Source organism: Providencia sp. PROV080, assembly GCF_033688105.1.
Taxonomy (GTDB): domain Bacteria; phylum Pseudomonadota; class Gammaproteobacteria; order Enterobacterales; family Enterobacteriaceae; genus Providencia; species Providencia zhejiangensis.
On sequence record NZ_CP096346.1, the window covers coordinates 1,610,237 to 1,628,885 of the forward strand.

13 protein-coding genes and 1 pseudogene are annotated in these 18,649 nt (G+C 41.2%); 9 read left to right on the forward strand and 5 right to left on the reverse strand.

Annotated elements, in window-relative coordinates:
• The first annotated feature begins 108 nt into the window (after positions 1–108).
• The 6 genes from galE to M1F03_RS06960 all read left to right on the forward strand — a co-directional run bounded on the left by galE (position 109) and on the right by M1F03_RS06960 (position 7,524).
• Positions 109–1,134: a UDP-glucose 4-epimerase GalE gene (gene galE, locus M1F03_RS06935; RefSeq protein ID WP_251463874.1), complete on the forward strand. Its 1,026-nt coding sequence runs from the start codon at positions 109–111 to the stop codon at positions 1,132–1,134.
• Positions 1,135–1,157: 23 nt separating this feature from the next.
• Positions 1,158–2,210 (forward strand): UDP-glucose--hexose-1-phosphate uridylyltransferase, encoded by a 1,053-nt coding sequence (locus M1F03_RS06940; RefSeq protein ID WP_154624151.1) that lies wholly within the window; start codon positions 1,158–1,160, stop codon positions 2,208–2,210.
• Between the two features lie 67 nt (positions 2,211–2,277).
• Positions 2,278–3,453 (forward strand): galactokinase, encoded by a 1,176-nt coding sequence (gene galK, locus M1F03_RS06945; RefSeq protein ID WP_375097493.1) that lies wholly within the window; start codon positions 2,278–2,280, stop codon positions 3,451–3,453.
• A gap of 1 nt (position 3,454) precedes the next feature.
• Positions 3,455–4,495 (forward strand): galactose-1-epimerase, encoded by a 1,041-nt coding sequence (gene galM / locus M1F03_RS06950; protein WP_247047412.1) that lies wholly within the window; start codon positions 3,455–3,457, stop codon positions 4,493–4,495.
• Positions 4,496–4,644: 149 nt separating this feature from the next.
• Positions 4,645–5,649: a substrate-binding domain-containing protein gene (locus M1F03_RS06955; RefSeq protein WP_318840109.1), complete on the forward strand. Its 1,005-nt coding sequence runs from the start codon at positions 4,645–4,647 to the stop codon at positions 5,647–5,649.
• A gap of 243 nt (positions 5,650–5,892) precedes the next feature.
• Positions 5,893–7,524, forward strand: a complete 1,632-nt coding sequence (locus tag M1F03_RS06960; protein ID WP_163860985.1) for a sodium/sugar symporter — start codon at positions 5,893–5,895, stop codon at positions 7,522–7,524.
• Positions 7,525–7,893: 369 nt separating this feature from the next.
• Here M1F03_RS06960 and M1F03_RS06965 read toward each other — a convergent pair whose 3' ends face one another.
• Genes M1F03_RS06965 through prpB form a run of 3 tightly spaced genes read right to left on the reverse strand, consistent with a single transcriptional unit; the run spans position 7,894 to position 11,451 of the window.
• Complete coding sequence (locus M1F03_RS06965) at positions 7,894–9,342, reverse strand: bifunctional 2-methylcitrate dehydratase/aconitate hydratase (protein WP_154624146.1); 1,449 nt, start codon at positions 9,340–9,342, stop codon at positions 7,894–7,896.
• Between the two features lie 14 nt (positions 9,343–9,356).
• Positions 9,357–10,520, reverse strand: a complete 1,164-nt coding sequence (gene prpC, locus M1F03_RS06970) for a 2-methylcitrate synthase (RefSeq protein WP_163860987.1) — start codon at positions 10,518–10,520, stop codon at positions 9,357–9,359.
• Between the two features lie 46 nt (positions 10,521–10,566).
• Positions 10,567–11,451 (reverse strand): methylisocitrate lyase, encoded by an 885-nt coding sequence (prpB, locus tag M1F03_RS06975; RefSeq protein WP_154624144.1) that lies wholly within the window; start codon positions 11,449–11,451, stop codon positions 10,567–10,569.
• A gap of 253 nt (positions 11,452–11,704) precedes the next feature.
• Here prpB and prpR point away from each other — a divergent pair, with 253 nt between their 5' ends.
• Both prpR and M1F03_RS06985 read left to right on the forward strand, forming a co-directional pair.
• Positions 11,705–13,297 carry a propionate catabolism operon regulatory protein PrpR gene (prpR, locus tag M1F03_RS06980; protein ID WP_154635749.1) on the forward strand — a complete coding sequence of 531 codons (1,593 nt, stop codon included), beginning with the start codon at positions 11,705–11,707 and terminating at the stop codon, positions 13,295–13,297.
• A 652-nt stretch (positions 13,298–13,949) separates the two neighbouring features.
• Positions 13,950–15,092, forward strand: a complete 1,143-nt coding sequence (locus tag M1F03_RS06985) for an MFS transporter (RefSeq protein ID WP_163863516.1) — start codon at positions 13,950–13,952, stop codon at positions 15,090–15,092.
• A gap of 60 nt (positions 15,093–15,152) precedes the next feature.
• Here M1F03_RS06985 and M1F03_RS06990 read toward each other — a convergent pair.
• Both M1F03_RS06990 and M1F03_RS06995 read right to left on the reverse strand, forming a co-directional pair.
• Positions 15,153–15,938 (reverse strand): annotated as a pseudogene (locus M1F03_RS06990) (ATP-grasp fold amidoligase family protein); the annotation flags it as partial.
• Between the two features lie 7 nt (positions 15,939–15,945).
• Positions 15,946–17,108, reverse strand: a protein-coding gene (locus M1F03_RS06995) for an IS3 family transposase (protein ID WP_130574490.1) whose coding sequence is annotated in 2 segments (ribosomal slippage) — positions 15,946–16,844 and positions 16,844–17,108 — 1,164 coding nt in all. Because the reading frame shifts where the segments join, the coding sequence is not laid out codon by codon here.
• Positions 17,109–17,737: 629 nt separating this feature from the next.
• Here M1F03_RS06995 and M1F03_RS07000 point away from each other — a divergent pair.
• Entirely contained in the window at positions 17,738–18,631 is an 894-nt protein-coding gene (locus M1F03_RS07000) for a hypothetical protein (RefSeq protein WP_196713349.1), read from the forward strand.
• Positions 18,632–18,649 lie beyond the last annotated feature (18 nt).

Below are 18,649 nucleotides of genomic sequence, written 5' to 3' on the forward strand. Positions count from 1 at the left end.
TGTAAACGTTTACACTATCGCGAGTCAGATCACAGATTAGTGGGTTAGCCCGTTGTTATACTCTGTGCAATGAATTTTTATATCCTTAAATGAATCAAGGGGTAAGCTATGCAGCCTACAAAAGTGCTTGTCACTGGGGGGATGGGATACATCGGTAGTCATACGTGCGTCCAAATGATCCTCGCAGGGTTCACACCGGTGATTATTGATAACTTGTGCAATGCAAAAACAGAAGTATTAAACCGGATAGAAAAACTAACAGCAGTACGACCTATTTTTTATCAAGGGGATGTCCGTGATGAAGCGTTGTTAGAGGCTATTTTTCGTGAACATAAAATCAGTGCGGTTATCCATTTTGCAGGTTTGAAAGCCGTTGGTGAATCTGTCGCTAAGCCACTTGAATATTATGACGTGAATGTGAATGGAACGTTAGTACTTGCCCGTTGTATGCAGCGTGCAGGCGTACACAGTATTATTTTCAGCTCCTCAGCAACGGTATACGGTGAACCCGATACTGTGCCTATTACTGAAGCATTTCCAACGGGCAATACGCAAAGCCCTTATGGCACGAGTAAATATATGGTTGAACGTTGCTTGTCAGATTTGTTTACGGCTCAACCTGATTGGTCTGTCACATTATTACGTTATTTCAATCCTGTGGGGGCTCATCCTTCAGGCTCTATGGGGGAGGATCCTCAAGGTATCCCTAATAATTTAACCCCTTATATTGCGCAAGTTGCGGTGGGACGACGTGACAAACTGTCTATTTATGGAAACGATTACCCTACGATTGATGGAACAGGGGTCCGTGATTATATCCATGTTATGGATTTAGCGGATGGGCATGTTGCTGCTCTGAAAGTGGTCAGCCAGAAGGCGGGATTACATATTTATAATCTTGGAACGGGAAAAGGAAGCAGTGTGTTGGAAGTGCTGCATGCATTTGAGAAAGCGGTAGGAAGGAAAATCCCTTATACCATCGTTCCTAGAAGGGCGGGCGATATTGCTGAGTACTGGTCAACATCTGAAAAAGCGCAACGTGAACTCGGATGGAAAGCGTGTCGTACGATTGATGATATGGCTATAGATTCATGGCGTTGGCAATCCAATAACCCTAATGGTTATGAATCATAATAGAGGATAGGAGAATAATTACGATGAATAAGCTTCCATTTAATCCGTCAGATTGCCCCCACAGACGTTATAACCCATTAACGGGGCAGTGGGTGTTAGTTTCCCCACATCGAGCTAAGCGTCCTTGGCACGGGCAAGATGAAAAGCCAGAAATAAAACAATTACCTGAATATGAAGCGAGTTGCTTTTTATGTCCAACTAACCAACGGATCTCTGGGGATATCAACCCAGACTACCAAGGTACGTATGTTTTTCAGAATGACTACTCCGCCTTATTGCCCGAAGCATGCCAGCAGCCGGAAGAGCAATCTGCGTTATTTAAAACACAGTCAGTTAGCGGTTTGAGCCGCGTCATTTGTTTTTCGCCTGACCATAGTAAAACTTTACCGGAGTTATCCACGCAACAAATCGGTCGAGTGATTGACACTTGGATACAACAAGTTGACGAGCTGAGTCAACGCTTTGTGTGGGTGCAAATTTTTGAAAATAAAGGTGAAATAATGGGGTGTTCTCAGCCTCACCCACATGGACAAATCTGGGCAAGTGATTTTTTACCCAATGAAATTGCTCGTAAAGATGCCCAGTTACAGCGTTATTATCAGCAGCAAGGCAGTAATTTATTATTGGATTATGCGCAAGCCGAATTGCAAGAGGGGTCAAGAACGGTTGTTGAAACAGCGCATTGGCTTGCTGTTGTTCCTTACTGGGCGGCTTGGCCATTTGAAACAATGCTAATGCCGAAAACGCATATTAGACGTATGAACGAGATGAGTCTTGAAGTACGAGAAGATCTCAGTATTGCATTGAAAAAGCTCACATGTCGCTATGATAATTTATTCCAATGTGCATTTCCCTATTCAATGGGATGGCATTTTGCGCCTTTCTTGAATGATGATCAAAACAGGGATCATTGGCAGTTGCATGCGTTGTTTTATCCACCTCTTTTACGTTCGGCGACAGTCAAAAAATTTATGGTTGGGTATGAAATGCTAGCAGAAACTCAGCGTGACTTAACGCCAGAACAAGCAGCTGAAAGGTTACGTGCTGTCAGTGAAGTTCACTATAAACAGCAGTGAATATTCGAAAAGACACAGTGACGTATCAAAATAGTTTAATTATTATCAAGAGGTTGCTATGAGTAGCATTGAAATTCTTCGCCAAAAAGTCACCGACGCCTTCCACCAAAAATTTGATTCTCAACCAGAGGTGTACGTACAAGCACCGGGTCGAGTGAACATAATTGGTGAACATACAGATTATAATGATGGTTTTGTATTGCCTTGTGCGATTGATTATCAAACGATAACGGCCGCTAAAAAACGTCATGACCGCATCATTCGAGTGGTTGCCGCTGATTATGCGAATGATATCGATGAATTTAGTCTCGATGAAGAGATTCAATTCTTACCTGAAAAAATGTGGGCAAACTATATTCGTGGCGTGGTTAAGTTTTTACTTCTCAGAGGTTACCAGTTTTCAGGCTGTGACATTGCGGTGAGTGGTAATGTGCCGCAAGGTGCAGGGCTTAGTTCTTCTGCTTCACTGGAAGTGGTGATAGGACAAACATTGAAGGTGCTATATCAGCTCAAGATCAGCCAACAAGATATTGCATTGAATGGGCAGCAAGCAGAAAATAAATTTGTAGGTTGCAATTGTGGGATCATGGATCAACTCATTTCTGCTTGTGGTGATGAGGGGCATGCTCTACTCATTGATTGCCGCAGCTTAGCATTGGCGCCTATTCCGATACCTGATGACCTTGTGGTCATGATTATCAATTCAAATAAACAGCGCGGTTTGGTTGATAGTGAGTATAATACCCGCCGCCAGCAGTGTGAAAGCGCCGCTAAACAATTTGGTGTTAAAGCATTACGTGATGTCAGCATGGCGCAATTTAATCAAAAACAAGGGGAGCTGGAGCCTCTGGTGGCCAAACGAGCCAAACATGTTATTAGTGAAAATGATAGAACACTTGCAGCCGCAAAAGCCTTAACAGAAAATAATCTGCCTCTACTCAGTACATTAATGGAACAGTCACACATTTCTATGCGTGATGATTTTGAAATCACCGTCAAAGAGATTGATACGTTAGTTGATATTGTGAAAGCCGTTCTTGGTGAACAGGGGGGTGTCCGAATGACTGGAGGGGGATTTGGCGGATGTGTTGTGGCACTGATGAAACAACAATTGGTTGAATCTGTTGTTCAGGCTGTTGAAACACACTATCACGCCATGACAGGGCTACAAGCGGATATCTATGTTTGCCAGCCAAGCGATGGCGCTGGGCTGATAACGAATGCATTATCGTTGGGAGAATAAAGTGCAGTTATCAAAAGACCAAAGGTATGTTGCCCGTGCATCGAAAGTCATTGCACTCACCAACCGTCATGGCATGAAAATTTTATTGTCGACTTTGGGGGCAAGTTGGATCAGTTGCATCTTGCCACTGCCAACGGGTAAGCGCGATGTTTTACTTGGCTCACCAAACATGGCTGCCCAGATGGATCAGGGGGTTTATTTGGGGGCAACGGTTGGTCGGGTAGCAAATCGTATCGCAAATGGCCGTTTTAATTTAGCGGGTCGTGAATATCAAGTGACAAAAAATCAAGGCGAAAATTGTTTACATGGTGGTGTGGATAATTTTAGTTATCGGGTTTGGAAAGTCACACAATTAGATCCACAAGAGGCAATATTCTCATTAACTTCTGCGGCAGGTGATCAGGGATTTCCGGGTGAACTCCAGGTGGAAGTACGTTATGTATTAACAGATGAAAACAAAGTGATCATTCATTACCGCACTCAAGTGAATGAATTGTGCCCTGTAAATCTGACAAATCATGCTTATTTTAACTTGGCCGGTGAGGATTCCGTAAGAACCGCGCTTGAGCACGACTTACAATTATCAGCGACTCACTATCTGCCTACGGATGTGCGTGGTGTCCCAACAGGAGAATGGCGGGATGTTACGGAGACTTTTTTTGATTTTCGTCGCAAAAAACGCATTGGGTATGACTTTTTACAAGATGCGGATCAAAAAGCAGCGGGGGGATATGACCATACGATGATCCTTTCAACTGACTTGATTGATGGTGAGCAAACCGTCGCTTCATTCTTTGCACCTGATGGTGACGTTCGGATGGATATAGCAACAACGATGCCATCAATGCAGTTTTATACTGGAAACTATTTAATTTCGGTACCAGGGAAATCACGTCATTATACCCCGTTCTCTGGCGTGGCTTTTGAGACCCAGTTTCTTCCGGATGCGGTTAATCATCCCGAATGGGGCGATGAATACAGGGGAATTTCACAACCGAACCAACAATACGAACAACAAACGAGTTATCAATTCATTTTTTAAGCTTAACGCCGCTTTAATGCGGCGTTTTTCGTGATGAGTCATAGAGTTGATATATTGGTTCCATGACATTATCAGGTTCTAAGACATACCCCATTGTTTTTTCTACTAATTCATTGTTTAATGAAACCAACTGAACTTAGGGGTAAAAAATGGCAACAATAAAAGACGTGGCGAAAGAAGCGGGAGTGTCGGTAGCGACAGTCTCCAGAGTGATTAATCAATCACCTAAGGCGAGTAAAACTTCAATTGCTGCGGTGAAAAGTGCCATGTCTAAGCTTGGTTATCGGCCTAATGCCGCAGCCCGTGCATTAGTGAGCCAAAGTTCAAATACGATTGGCGTGTTGGTCAATGATGTTTCAGACCCCTTTTTTGGTACCATGGTGAAGGCTGTTGATGCGGTCGCCCATAAAAATGGTAAGCATATTCTGATTTGTAATGGTTACCACACTGCCCAAGAAGAACGTCAATCAATAGAATTATTAATTAATAATCGCTGCGATGCACTGATCATTCATTCAAAAGCCTTATCAGATGAAGAGTTAATTAAATTTGCTGATGAAGTACCGAGTTTAGTCCTGATCAACCGACGTATTGAGGCGATTGCTGACCGCTGTGTTTCACTGAATAATTATAAAGGTGCTTACCTAGCAACCGAACATCTTATCCGCCAAGGCCATACAAAAATCGCTTATATTTCATCAAATCATAAAATTGAAGATGCTGAGCAGCGGTTGCTTGGTTATTGTGATGCGCTGAAAAAACACGCTATCTCACTTCCTGAAAGTTATATTGAATATGGTATGCCTTATGGGGAAGGTGGAGAACAAGTGATGACGAATTTATTAATGAAATCATTAGAGATAACCGCGGTTGTGGGGTATAACGATTTTATGGCCGCAGGCGCTATCGCAGTCCTCGATGAAAATGATATCTCTTCCCCTGAACAAGTATCAGTCATCGGTTTTGATGATGTATTGATCGCGCGTTATATCCATCCTCGTTTAACAACGATCCGTTATCCTATCCAAATGATGGCTGAGCGTGCGACGGAGTTAGCGTTGGCACTCGCTCGTAATGAAAAGATAGATACGGGTGGTTTGATCTACTCTCCAACATTAGTACAGCGTAATTCTGTACGTCCATTAAAATCATAGCAATGTAAACGTTATCATCACTTTATGATGGTATCCTTTTTGATATTGTTATTTTTTTTTGAATTTTTCAAAAAAATGATATTTCAACGATGGTTAGCGTATTTAATATACGCCTAAATAGCCACTTATTTCACGATTGATCACCGAAATTAATTTATTGTGAAAATATGTGATTAATCTAACAGTGATTTTTAATGGTAACGTTTACACTGATTGCGAATCATTTTGGTGAGGGAATTGATCATGCATACAGAAGGTGTTGGCTTAAGTACATTAGATTACGGGGTATTTATCCTGTATGTACTTATCATCATATCAGTGGGTTTATGGGTTTCTCGGAATAAAAAAGGTGAGAAAAAGGGGACTAAAGACTATTTTCTAGCGGGCAAAACGTTACCTTGGTGGGCCATCGGCTCTTCACTCATTGCGGCAAATATTTCTGCTGAGCAGTTTATTGGCATGTCTGGCTCAGGATTTTCTATTGGATTAGCGATCGCGTCTTATGAATGGATGGCGGCACTAACATTAATTATTGTTGCTAAATACTTTATGCCTATTTTTATCGATAAAGGCATTTTTACCATTCCTGAATTTGTTGAAAAGCGTTTCAACCGCACACTAAAAACGATTTTAGCGGTATTTTGGCTCGCATTATTCGTGTTTGTTAACCTAACGTCAGTATTATATTTAGGGGCGTTAGCTTTACAAACTATCCTAGGTATCCCAATGTCTTACGCTATTTTTGGTTTGGCATTGTTTGCGGTTGCTTACTCTTTATATGGTGGCCTATCGGCAGTCGCGTGGACTGACGTTGTACAGGTATTCTTCCTGATCCTCGGTGGCTTACTCACGGCAATAATGGCGGTCAGTTATATTGGTGGAGACGGTGGGCTCTCTGCGGGAATGAGCCGCATGGTGAGTGAAGCACCTCAACACTTTGAAATGATCTTAAGTCAAGATAACCCTCAGTTCAGTAATTTACCGGGTATCGCTGTGCTGATTGGTGGCCTATGGATTGCTAACTTGTATTATTGGGGTTTTAACCAATATATTATTCAACGTGCTTTAGCGGCGAAATCGATCAATGAAGCGCAAAAAGGCCTCGTCTTTGCCGCTTTCTTAAAACTTATTGTGCCTATTCTGGTTGTTGTACCTGGGATTGCAGCGTATGTGATTGTGACTGACCCACAACTGCTAGCTGGTTTAGGTACCATGGCGCAGGAGCATATTCCAACACTTGCTCAGGCAGATAAAGCTTATCCTTGGTTAACGCAATTCTTACCTGTAGGCGCTAAAGGTATTGTTTTTGCCGCATTGGCAGCAGCGATCGTGTCATCATTAGCTTCTATGCTGAACTCAGTGGCTACGATTTTCACCATGGATATATATAAAGAATATATCGCACCTTCAACAAGTGATCATAAATTAGTGAATGTGGGTCGAGTTAGTGCTGTAGTTGCATTAATTATTGCCTGCTTTATTGCTCCATTACTGGGTAATATTGGTCAAGCTTTCCAATATATTCAAGAATATACTGGATTAGTAAGCCCTGGAATTTTAGCCGTATTCTTGCTGGGTTTATTCTGGAAAAAAACGAATGCAAAAGGGGCCATTATCGGTGTACTGCTCTCCATTCCATTTGCTTTATTCTTAAAATTAATGCCATTAGGAATGCCATTCCTTGATCAAATGATGTATACCTTCTTCTTTACAGCCGTTGTCATTGGTTTAATTAGTTTAACCACGTCAAAAGAAGATGATAGCCAAGGCGCCATTATTTTGACATCTGAAACTTTTAAAACCTCCGCGGGTTTCAATATCGCCTCTTATGCAATCTTCATTATCTTGTGTGTTCTGTATGCACTGTTTTGGTAAGTGAATAGATTGAAACAATCAACAGGGGACGAATGTCCCCTCAGACGGCTGACAAACCGAGTATGTTTGGCGGCAAGTCGAATAGGTTTTGAAAATAAACGAGGAAAATCAATTTATTGATTTTCGGCTGATAATACAACGCGGGAAAAACCACGCTTTTATCCCGCGTTGTCAACCACCTCAGGGGACGAATGTCCCCTGTTTTACTTGATAACCCAGTATCTAGCTTGATGAAAGCCATGTTTTCATTCTTGAATGACAACACACTCTATTTAATTTTTATCTAAAACAGGAATTGATGAATAGCAAGGTGCTATTCATCAAATATGGGCGTATGGGCGCTAATGCTCCCATACTTAAACTTCATGATTAAATAACAAATAAGTCCATAAACTCATTGACGGGCATCGCTTCTAATAGCGGTTTATCTAATGAAGCAGCAAGAATGCGTAATTGCTGAGTTTCAGGAAATTGACGAGCCAAATTAGTGCGATATTTCTTTAATAGCAAAGGGATCCCTTCTTTACGGCGGCGTTTATGACCAACAGGGTATTCGATTAACAACTCATCAAAGACTTGTCCATCTTTCAGTTTGATCGTTAATCCATTCGCGATAGAGCGTTTATCAGGGTCATGATAGTCTTGAGTGAAGCTAGGTTCTTCACGGCAAACTATTTTGCTACGCAAGGTATCGATGCGTGGATCATGAGCAATATTGTCCTCATAATCAGCAGCAGTTAAACGTCCAAAAATCAGCGGGACTGCGACCATATATTGAATACAATGATCACGATCAGCTGGATTATTCAGCGGACCTTGCTTATCGATAATACGTATACACGCCTCATGGGTGCGTATTGATACACTCTCAATATCCTCTGCACTTTTTCCGAGTGATTTCAGTTTATCGTGCAGTTGTAATGCTGCCTCTACAGCGGTTTGTGCATGGAATTCAGCAGGGAAAGCGATTTTGAATAGCACGTTTTCCATGACATAGGAGCCGTAAGTGCGTTGAAAACGGAAAGCTTGCCCATTAAACAACACATCATAGAACCCCCATGTTTTGGCGGTTAATGCACTGGGGTAGCCCATTTCACCTTTTTGTGCCATTAAAGCTAAACGCACTGCGCGAGATGTTGCATCTCCAGCCGCCCAAGATTTGCGTGAACCCGTGTTCGGCGCGTGACGATAGGTACGTAAACTATGACCATCAATCCAAGCAAGAGATACCGCATTCAGGATTTCTTCGCGATTGAGTCCTAGCATGTGAGCGACAACAGCAGTAGAAGCCACTTTCACTAAGATGACATGGTCAAGCCCAACTTTATTGAACGCATTTTCTAAGGCAATGCATCCTTGTATTTCATGGGCCTTAATCATCGCCGTTAATACATGCTTAATGGTTAAAGGGGCTTTACCTTTTGCGATAGCTTCTCGTGATAACCAATCAGCAACCGCTAAAATACCACCGAGATTATCAGAAGGATGCCCCCATTCAGCAGCAAGCCATGTGTCATTAAAATCTAGCCAACGGATCATCGCGCCAATATTAAAAGCCGCTTGAACAGGGTCTAGCTGAAATTGCGTTCCTGGAACTTTAGCGCCATTAGGTACGAGAGTACCGGGAACAATAGGACCGAGTAATTTTTTACAAGCCGGATATTCGAGAGATTCCATGCCACAACCGAGTGTATCTAAAAAACAATAATAAGCGGTTTCATAGGCAAGCTCAGAAGTAATTGGATATTCAGTAACATAATCAACGATATCACTGATCACTTTATCGAATTCTTGTTGAGTTGAAAGAGCAGTTGTCATGAATGTCATCCTTATTAACGTTGTTCCATACGAGTAAATAATTTATTTTCTGGACCAATATAATTAGCAGAAGGTCGGATAATTTTATTATCTTGGCGCTGTTCGATAATGTGGGCAGACCATCCAGCGGTGCGCGCCATTACAAACAGGGGGGTAAACATCGCGGTAGGGATCCCCATTAAATGATAGGTTACGGCTGAAAACCAATCTAAGTTGGGGAACATGTTTTTTTCTCGCTTCATCACTAACTCTAAATGATGGGCAATATCATAGAGTTGGCGATTTAAATTCTGTTCGGATAGTTGTAGCGCCACGGACTTAATAATAGGGTGGCGTGGGTCCGCAAGCGTATAAACAGGATGACCAAAACCAATCACCACTTCCGACCTTGCAAGGCGAGCGATGATATCTTGTTCTGCTTCTTCAATAGAGGAATAACGCTGCTGAATTTCTAATGAAACCTCATTTGCCCCACCATGTTTAGGGCCTCGCAATGCGGCAATGGCTCCGGTAATCGCGGAATAAAAATCGGTGCCAGTTCCTGCTATTACTCTTGCTGCAAAAGTGGATGCATTAAATTCATGCTCAGCATAGAGAATGGAGGCAATATGCATGAAACGCTCCCATTGAGCGGGCGGTTTTTTACCGTGTAATAAGTGCAAGAAATGCGCGCCGATTGAATCATCATCGGTTTCTGTTTCAATACGACGACCATGATGGCTGAAGTGATACCAATAGAGCAACATGGAACCAAGAGAGGCAAGTAACCTGTCTGCAATGTCTTTTGCACCTGCTAATGTATGTGCTTCTTTTTCAGGTAATACACAACCCATGACTGAAACACCGGTACGCATGACATCCATTGGATGTGCGTTGGCCGGAATGGACTCCAAGGTCTGTTTGACACTAGCAGGAAGTCCTCTTAACGCTTTGAGTTTTTCTTTATATGCGGTTAACTCCGAGCTTGTCGGTAATTTTTCATGAATAAGCAAATAGGCGACTTCTTCAAATTCACATTGTGTCGCGAGGTCGTGAATATCATACCCTCGATAGTGCAAATCATTACCGTTTTTACCAACAGTACAGAGTGCAGTATTACCAGCGGCAATACCAGAAAGCGCCACGGATTTTTTAGGTTTAAATTGTGATGTTCCAGTCGTATTAAGTTGTTCATTCATCGGATTATCCTCTGTCGGTGTCGCACAACTTTTTTTATTGGAGCGATTATTTTTGTTGTGAGAAAAGTGCGTCTAATTTTTGTTCATAATCGTAATAATTAATGCTCTGATAAAGTTCATCGCGGGTTTGCATCAATGGGATAACACTTTTTTGAGTGCCTTCTTGACGTAATGTGGTGTAAACCTGTTCAGCCGCTTTATTCATGGCACGAAAAGCAGAGAGTGGGTACAGGGCGATTGCAATACCGACACTGCGTAATTCATCAAGTGTGAAAAGAGGGGTTTGACCAAATTCAGTCAGATTAGCAAGCACAGGAACTTGAGTATGATCGACAAACTGTTGGTACATATTTAATTCAGTAATTGCTTCAGGGAATAGCATATCTGCGCCGGCTTCAATATAAGCATGAGCTCTTTCTAATGCGGCTTCTAATCCTTCGACGGCAAGCGCATCTGTACGTGCCATGATCACAAAACTATCATCAACACGAGCATCAACCGCGGCTTTAATACGATCAACCATTTCTTGCGTAGAAACGATCTCTTTATTCGGTCGATGTCCACAACGTTTAGCGCCAACCTGATCTTCTAAGTGTAAGCCAGCGGCTCCTGCTTTATATATTGATTTCACGGTGCGTGCGACATTAAATGCAGAAGGGCCAAACCCAATATCAGCATCAACCATTAAAGGCAAATCACAAACATCTGTAATGCGTCGAATATCAATCAGGACGTCGTCTAAGGTCGATATACCGAGGTCTGGCATCCCTAAAGAGCCTGCTGCAACCCCTCCACCGGAAAGATAAATCGCTTTATAACCTGCTCGTTGAGCTAATAAAGCATGGTTGGCATTGATAGTCCCGACGAGTTGTAAAGGTGTTTCACTACTTAATGCATGACGAAAAGCTTGGCCTGCGGGTATTGATGGCATAGAAACCTCACGTTATCAAATTGCTAACAAAATGTATCTGTGTTTGTTATTTTATGTATAGCAAGTGCCATGCCAAAATCTAATATAGGTGTAATAATTATTTTATCTATTTGAAATCAATGTGATGTGAAATAGATGAGGTTTGTGACTGACTTTTGAATTCTTGAACAAGAGGCTGTGATGTTTCATTGAAACAATGCTAGTGTTAAATGAAACGTTATCGAAACATCATAAGACTTTTAGGGCTAACAGTATGCAAAAACCGATTATTTGGACAGTTTCTGTTTCGCGATTATTCACACTTTTTCGTGATATTAGCCCTGAATTCAGTGCACAGGCGGATATTACACCGCTGAATATGGGGTTTGAGCAGGCTGCTGAAGAGGTGCGTGAACGATTAAAAACAGGTCATTGTGATGCAATAATCAGTGCGGGTTCAAATGGTGCTTACTTAAAAAGCCATGTATCGGTGCCAGTCATTATTGTTAAAGTGAGTGGTTTCGATGTGATGCAAGCCTTAGCTAAGGCTCGTGAAATTAGCCATAAAGTTGGCATTATTAATTATCAAAAAATCATTCCATCACTGGATGAATTTCAGCGAAATTTTGGTTTGCGCATTGAACAACGTAGCTATATCACCGCAGAAGATGCGCGTGCACAATTAAAAGCGTTGAAAGCGATGGGAATTAATGTCGTTGTTGGCGCTGGGTTAATTATGGATCTCGCTCAAGAATTAGAAATGACGGGGATCTTTATCTATTCAACCGAAACGATACGCCAAGCATTTTATGATGCAATAGAATTAAGTCGTATCTCCTATGACCAAAAAACCATACCAACAGGTTATCAATCTGAAAATACAACCAAAGTACGGCACACGATTAACGACTTAATTGGTGCTTCACCGCTAATGGAGCGCGTTCGCCAAGATATTATGCTATATGCGAAGTCAGAAGCGACCGTATTGATCCAAGGAGAAAGCGGAACAGGTAAAGAGATGGTCGCTCAGGCTATTCATCATGAATATCGATTATTTAATCAACATAAAAGGAATAAATCTCCGATCCCATTTGTCGCAGTCAATTGTGGCGCCATTCCTGAAAATTTATTAGAAGCGGAACTGTTTGGTTATGAAGAGGGGGCATTTACTGGATCACGACGTGGTGGACGTGCGGGATTGTTTGAAATGGCAAATGGAGGAACGCTATTTTTAGATGAAATCGGTGAGATGCCATTGGCCTTACAGACGCGATTACTCAGGGTTTTGGAAGAGATGACCGTCGTCAGAATTGGTGGCTATCGTCCCTTGCAGGTGAATGTCCGCGTCATTTGTGCAACACATTGTGACCTTGATAACTGGGTAAAAGAGGGCCGTTTTAGAGCCGATCTATTTTATCGTTTGGGCGTATTGCGTATGAAGGTACCTTCGCTACACGAACGAGGAGAGGACATTTACATGTTAGCAGAAAGATTGCTCAAACTGGCTTTCGCTGGGTTACAGCAGTCATTGCCTGCTTTTAGAGTACAACAGCTATTTAGTTGTCGTGAGTTTTTTAGCCAATATTTATGGCCTGGCAATGTTCGAGAATTACGTAATTTGATGGAACGGGTTGCATTATATTGCAGTGCTTACCCCGATAAAGGCATTACCCAAAAAATGCTCATGAATTTATCACCTGAGCGTAAAACCGAGAGGAATGATTTAGTCGAAAATCAACCGATAGGAGAGACGCTATCTGAAGTCATGGATTATTTTAATGGGGATAGGCAAGCCGTAGCACGCTATTTAGGGATTAGTCGCACAACATTGTGGCGTCGATTAAAACAAGAAAATAGCTCTCTTTAATTAAAATGAAATTAATTAAAGATAAATAAGATTTTCAATTCAAAAAATGAATAAAATAGATGATTCATACTAGTAAGTGACTTTATCAAGTAAATAGTGCAGCACAATATTGTAAGAAAATATTTTTTAATGGTTGTTCCACTAAATAAATTAACGTGATGCGGTTTAAAATTAACCAACAATGCGGTATAGGTTACAATGGAATGAGGTTTTTTCAACCTATTGTTTTTAATGATATTTATTTATTATCTAACCTGATAGGCGTAAAAATCAAGTCGCAAAAAAACGTGATTTTTCTCACATAAATATTTTTGCTAGTGAGCATTAGTTTTTCTCATTTTAATTTAACTGAGTAAAGTTCTATATTGCCGCCAAATTAGTCTTATCATTTTATTTTAACACCTGCAGTAGTCGCCGGACTGAGTGCTTTTTAGGTACTCAATATTGCCGCGTGGCCCCCCGATGAATGCAGCGCAGATACTCTAAAAATTTTCAAATACAGCTAAGTGACCCGTGAATGTGTTACTAGGCGCATACTCCATTATGCCTCTAGTCCTAATCGCAAAGTCAGGCATGCTGCAATTTGAAATATGACGAGTCATTATTTATTTTGTCAGTGGGAGAGTAGGTCGTGAAACAGGCCTCTACATTAATGCGCAAACAAGACAGTACTTTCGTTCCTGTCGCTGGCTTGACTATTTTTGCCATCGCATCGGGCTACCTGATGAGTTTAATCCCATTATCAATGGGTGGATTCAATATTGATACCAGTTATGCGGGGTGGTTAGCGAGTGCCTATTATATTGGATTATTAATAGGTTCAATGATGATTGAGCCTATTATTGCTAAAATTGGCCATCGTCTTTCATTTATTGCCTTTTTATTACTGCTTGCGGCAACGGTAGTTATCTTACCTTGGACTCCAAGCATTGCGGCTTGGCTACCAAACCGTGTGGTTGCAGGGATTGCTGTTGCAGGGATTTTCGTGGTTGTCGAATCATGGTTGCTTATCGGTGATAGCCCTAAAGAAAGAGCTAAACGACTGAGTTTTTATATGACGTCCCTGTATGGCGGAACCACATTAGGGCAATTAGCCATCGGGGTGATTGGTACTCATGGTGCTTATCCTTTTATGGTGGTTCTAGGGTTATTATTGCTGGCGGTTTTACCTCCCTTGTTATTTCGTCAAGGGCAACCTGCTTGCGACTCCCATCAAAAACTGTCATTGAAAAAAATAACTCGTCTGAGTAAGCCCGCCATTATCGGTTGCATGACGTCAGGTATTTTGATGGGCACAATTTATGGATTAATGCCGTTATCACTCAAAAATGGTCCATTTACTACCCAACAAGTGGGCGTATTAATGGCATCGATTATTTTAGGTGGCATGTTAATTCAGCCCGTCGTGAGCAAGCTTTCTGTGATCATGAGTAAAACGCTTCTGTTAGCGATGGTCTCATTATTAGGGGTATTCGCGATGGGGATCATTTATGTCTCTAGTGATTATCTGGTGATGATAGTGGCATTGGCGTTGTTAGGCATGTCTTCATTCGCCTTGTACCCCATTGCGATTACGCTAGCTTGCGATAACTTGGATTCTTCTTACATTGTTGCTGCAACTCAAGTCATGTTATTTAGCTATAGCGTAGGCTCTGCTGTCGGGCCGCTAGTAGCAGGTACTTTCTTAGAACAACATAATGGATTAGTGAACTTCTTCTTTATTGTTTTAACCGTCACAACCATTTATATGTTGATTGCAAGTGTACGCCGTAAAGCTGGGGTATTAGCGAATTAGCGATGATATAAAAAAACCGTGTTACTCATTGAGTGAACACGGTTTTTTTAACTAAATCAGTTATTTTTTCTTATGACTAAAAGTACCTGTGGCTAATGCTCCCTCAGCCTCTATGTTACCAGTCGCACCAATAATTTTTTGTTGCCACATCTCTCCCAATCTAAAATCCCATGACAACGGCTGAATTTCTGTACGTCCAGCATTGGGCGCAAAAGTCAGTTCACTAAAATATAATGTCTCTTCAGACATTAAAAAATCGGCGCGGCAATAATCAAACGGGCTGACAAGTCGCTGAGCTAGCCTTAACATATCTTGAAACAACGCTGGTTCAGCAACAGGTTCTAACATGTTTGGATAACCAAACGTGAAAGGTTGTAGTTGCCATTCGGTATCATAAATATTGATGAACTCATTTCCAAATTCATCGGTATAGTCGATTTCAACAAAGGTCGGTTTTCCTGCAAAGCAGTGAATACGACAAGTCTCAGGTACAAGCTTCCTATTTTTGTTTGTAAATAGATCGATATATGATTCACAAATTATTTGAGCTTGAATACCTTTATAATGCCGTTCACGAGTAATGTAGTACAAATTTTTTATAAGATGGAATGAAAGCTTATCTTTTGCTTTTTGGAGATCAAAACGCTTTTTATCCACACAAATAATACTACTACCACTATCATGATTACACTTTAATACAAAACGCTCTGGTAACTTATCAATATCGATTGCATTAACGTCATCATAAGTGGCCAAAATGGGGACTAAATATTGCTCACCAATTTTTCGAGAGACATATTCTCTCACCGCTAGCTTGTCTGCCAGTTGTGTATATAACGGATTCCTGTACTGGTCAAGTCCAAGTGGACACTTTTAATTGATAATTTTCATACTCAACAGGGCTCACATCCCCGTTAGCTGTATGAAGCCTTTTTACGTTATAATACTTCATGTAAGCCGTAACATCCGCAACCATTTCTTCGTAAGTTGCGTGATGGACTTTTAATATCCAGTCATGCTTTAAGCTTCCAAAGAAGCGTTCAACTACTGCATTATCCCAGCAAGCGCCTGTGTCGCCCATTGATTGCTTTATACCCATTCTGACTAAGGCTTTCCTTAGCTTTTTACTGGTGTATTGCGAACCGCGGTCGCTATGGAAGATAACTCCCTTAGGGTGCTTTCTTAGCCAATAAGCTTGTTGCAATGACTTTAAAACTAAGTCTGTCGTCATGCGTTTACTGATCGACCAGCCAACAATACGCCGCGAATAAAGATCCATGACCACGCTTAAATACATCCAGCCCTGTGCCGTTTTTAAGTAGGTAATATCACCCGCCCATACTTGGTTGGGCCGTTCTGGGTTAAAGTCCATACTGACTAAATTCGGCGCAGCCAAATGACGTTTATCGCGCTGTGTTGTTACCTTGTAAGCTACGCGCTGCCTAACGACAAGGTTAAGCCTTTGCATGATGGAACGCGTTTTATAACGACCAATAGCGAAGCCATGCTGATTCAGTTTTTTCATTAATTCACGGCTACCCAAGCTTTCACGGCTGTCTTTAAAAAGTTGCTTAGCTGTGCGATACAACATCAGTGTATCCTCAGTAATGAGCTGTGCTGGGCGTTTATCCCATGCATAGTAGCCTGAACGACTAAGCCCAAGCGTCTTACAACTTAAGCCTACTGGGTAGCCTTCTTGCCGTGCTTGGTGAATAAACTTAAAGTTTATTTCATTTCCTTGGCGAAGAAGGCCGAAGCCTTTTTTAATATTTCTTTCTCCATGCGCAAACGCTTGTTTTCAGCGCGTAGTTTGCGTAGCTCAGCACGCTCATCATCAGATAGAGCAACACCGCTGGCTTGGTCTTCAAAATGCTTTTTCCAAGCATAAATTTGGTTGGGATTAACACCTACGGCCTGAGCCGCTTCAACCACGCTGTAACCTTGCTCCGTCACCAAGGCAACAGCTTCTTGTTTGAATTCTTTGGTGTAGCTATTATATTTACGTTTCTGATTCATAATCACTCCAAGTCAGACAACTTCTAGTGTCTCAAATTGAAGTGTCTATTTGAATTAGACCAGAACATCCTATCATATAACATCCTATAGTTTACTTTTTCATTAAAGCTTTTAGGATTATTGAAATTAGGCGTATAGTTAAGTTTTTTTCTAAATTTATTAGATAGATAGAGCCTATCGCTGATCACTAATGTGCGCAGTTTTTTGAGTGAATATTCGACTTTTTTCATATGAGTCGCCAACCATTCTTTATGTTATTTATAATAAATTGTTACAATCTGAAATTGTTTAGTAATTATATTTCTACAAACATAAATAGATATTAAATATAGAGGCATTGTTATCTTAATTAGCCTAGTGATGAACAGTTTCTTAAGAAACACTTAAGCTAAATAAAATAAGTAATAACGAATTGGGCTAGTTAATCTTATTTTGGCCTAGACTGATATCAAAAGTAGTCATTATATTTTATAGTCAATAAATTAACGTTAAGAATACATTCTCGCAACATACGATCTTCGCTAGACACCTAAAAACACATTATATTTCTAATCATTAGTTAGCTAATTATCAATTGGCTAACTATATTTGTAGTATGACGTTAATTAAATACATGATGAGGTATTAATGTGAAACCTAGCGAGCTCTCTCAACCTTATTTATTACTATTGGATGTTATCAATCCCGCAATTATTCAGCTTCACAAATCAACAGCCCAAATTGATACACTAATTGAAGGCCTTGGCGGTACACCGGATGGTATCGCTGTTGACCCTATAAAAAGGTTAATTTATTGGAGCAATATGGGGGATGACTATGACGCCGATGATGGTTCTATAAATGTCATGAGTTTTGATGCCACAGAAAGAAAAATGTTGGTAGGAAATGGGCTTGTACGAACGCCAAAACAACTCCAACTCGATCAACAAACTCAGCGTTTATATTGGTGTGACCGAGAAGGCGGAAAAGTTAGCTCATGTAACATTGACGGAACAGATTTACACGTTCATATTGAGCGACCTCGAAATAGCCTAAACAAAGTCGATATACTTGACCAATGTGTGGGAATTGCCGTTGATGCTCCGAATAACTGGCTTTACTGGACCCAAAAGGGAACGGCAAAGGGTGGGGTTGGTCGTTTATTTAGGGCGCCTTTACATCCCGCTAGCCATTATCAGCCATCGTCGAGAAAAGATATTGAATTATTGCTCGGTGATCTTCCTGAGCCTATTGATCTATTGCTTGATCAACAAGCGCATGTCCTTTATTGGACCGACAGAGGCGGTGAACCAAAGGGTAATAGTTTAAACCGTGCTGACATTACCAGCAATGGGCTAACTCATTATCGCGTTATTTGTCGAGGCTTTAATGAAGCAATAGGTTTAACACATGATAAAGAAGCACAATTAATGTATGTTGCAGATCTGCTTGGTGGCGTTTATAAAGTGGCATTAGCGACAGGGGATGTCGATAAAATATACCAAGGTAAAGGTTATACTGGCATCACTCAGTATGCAGGTTAACCTATTTTAGACTGTTTT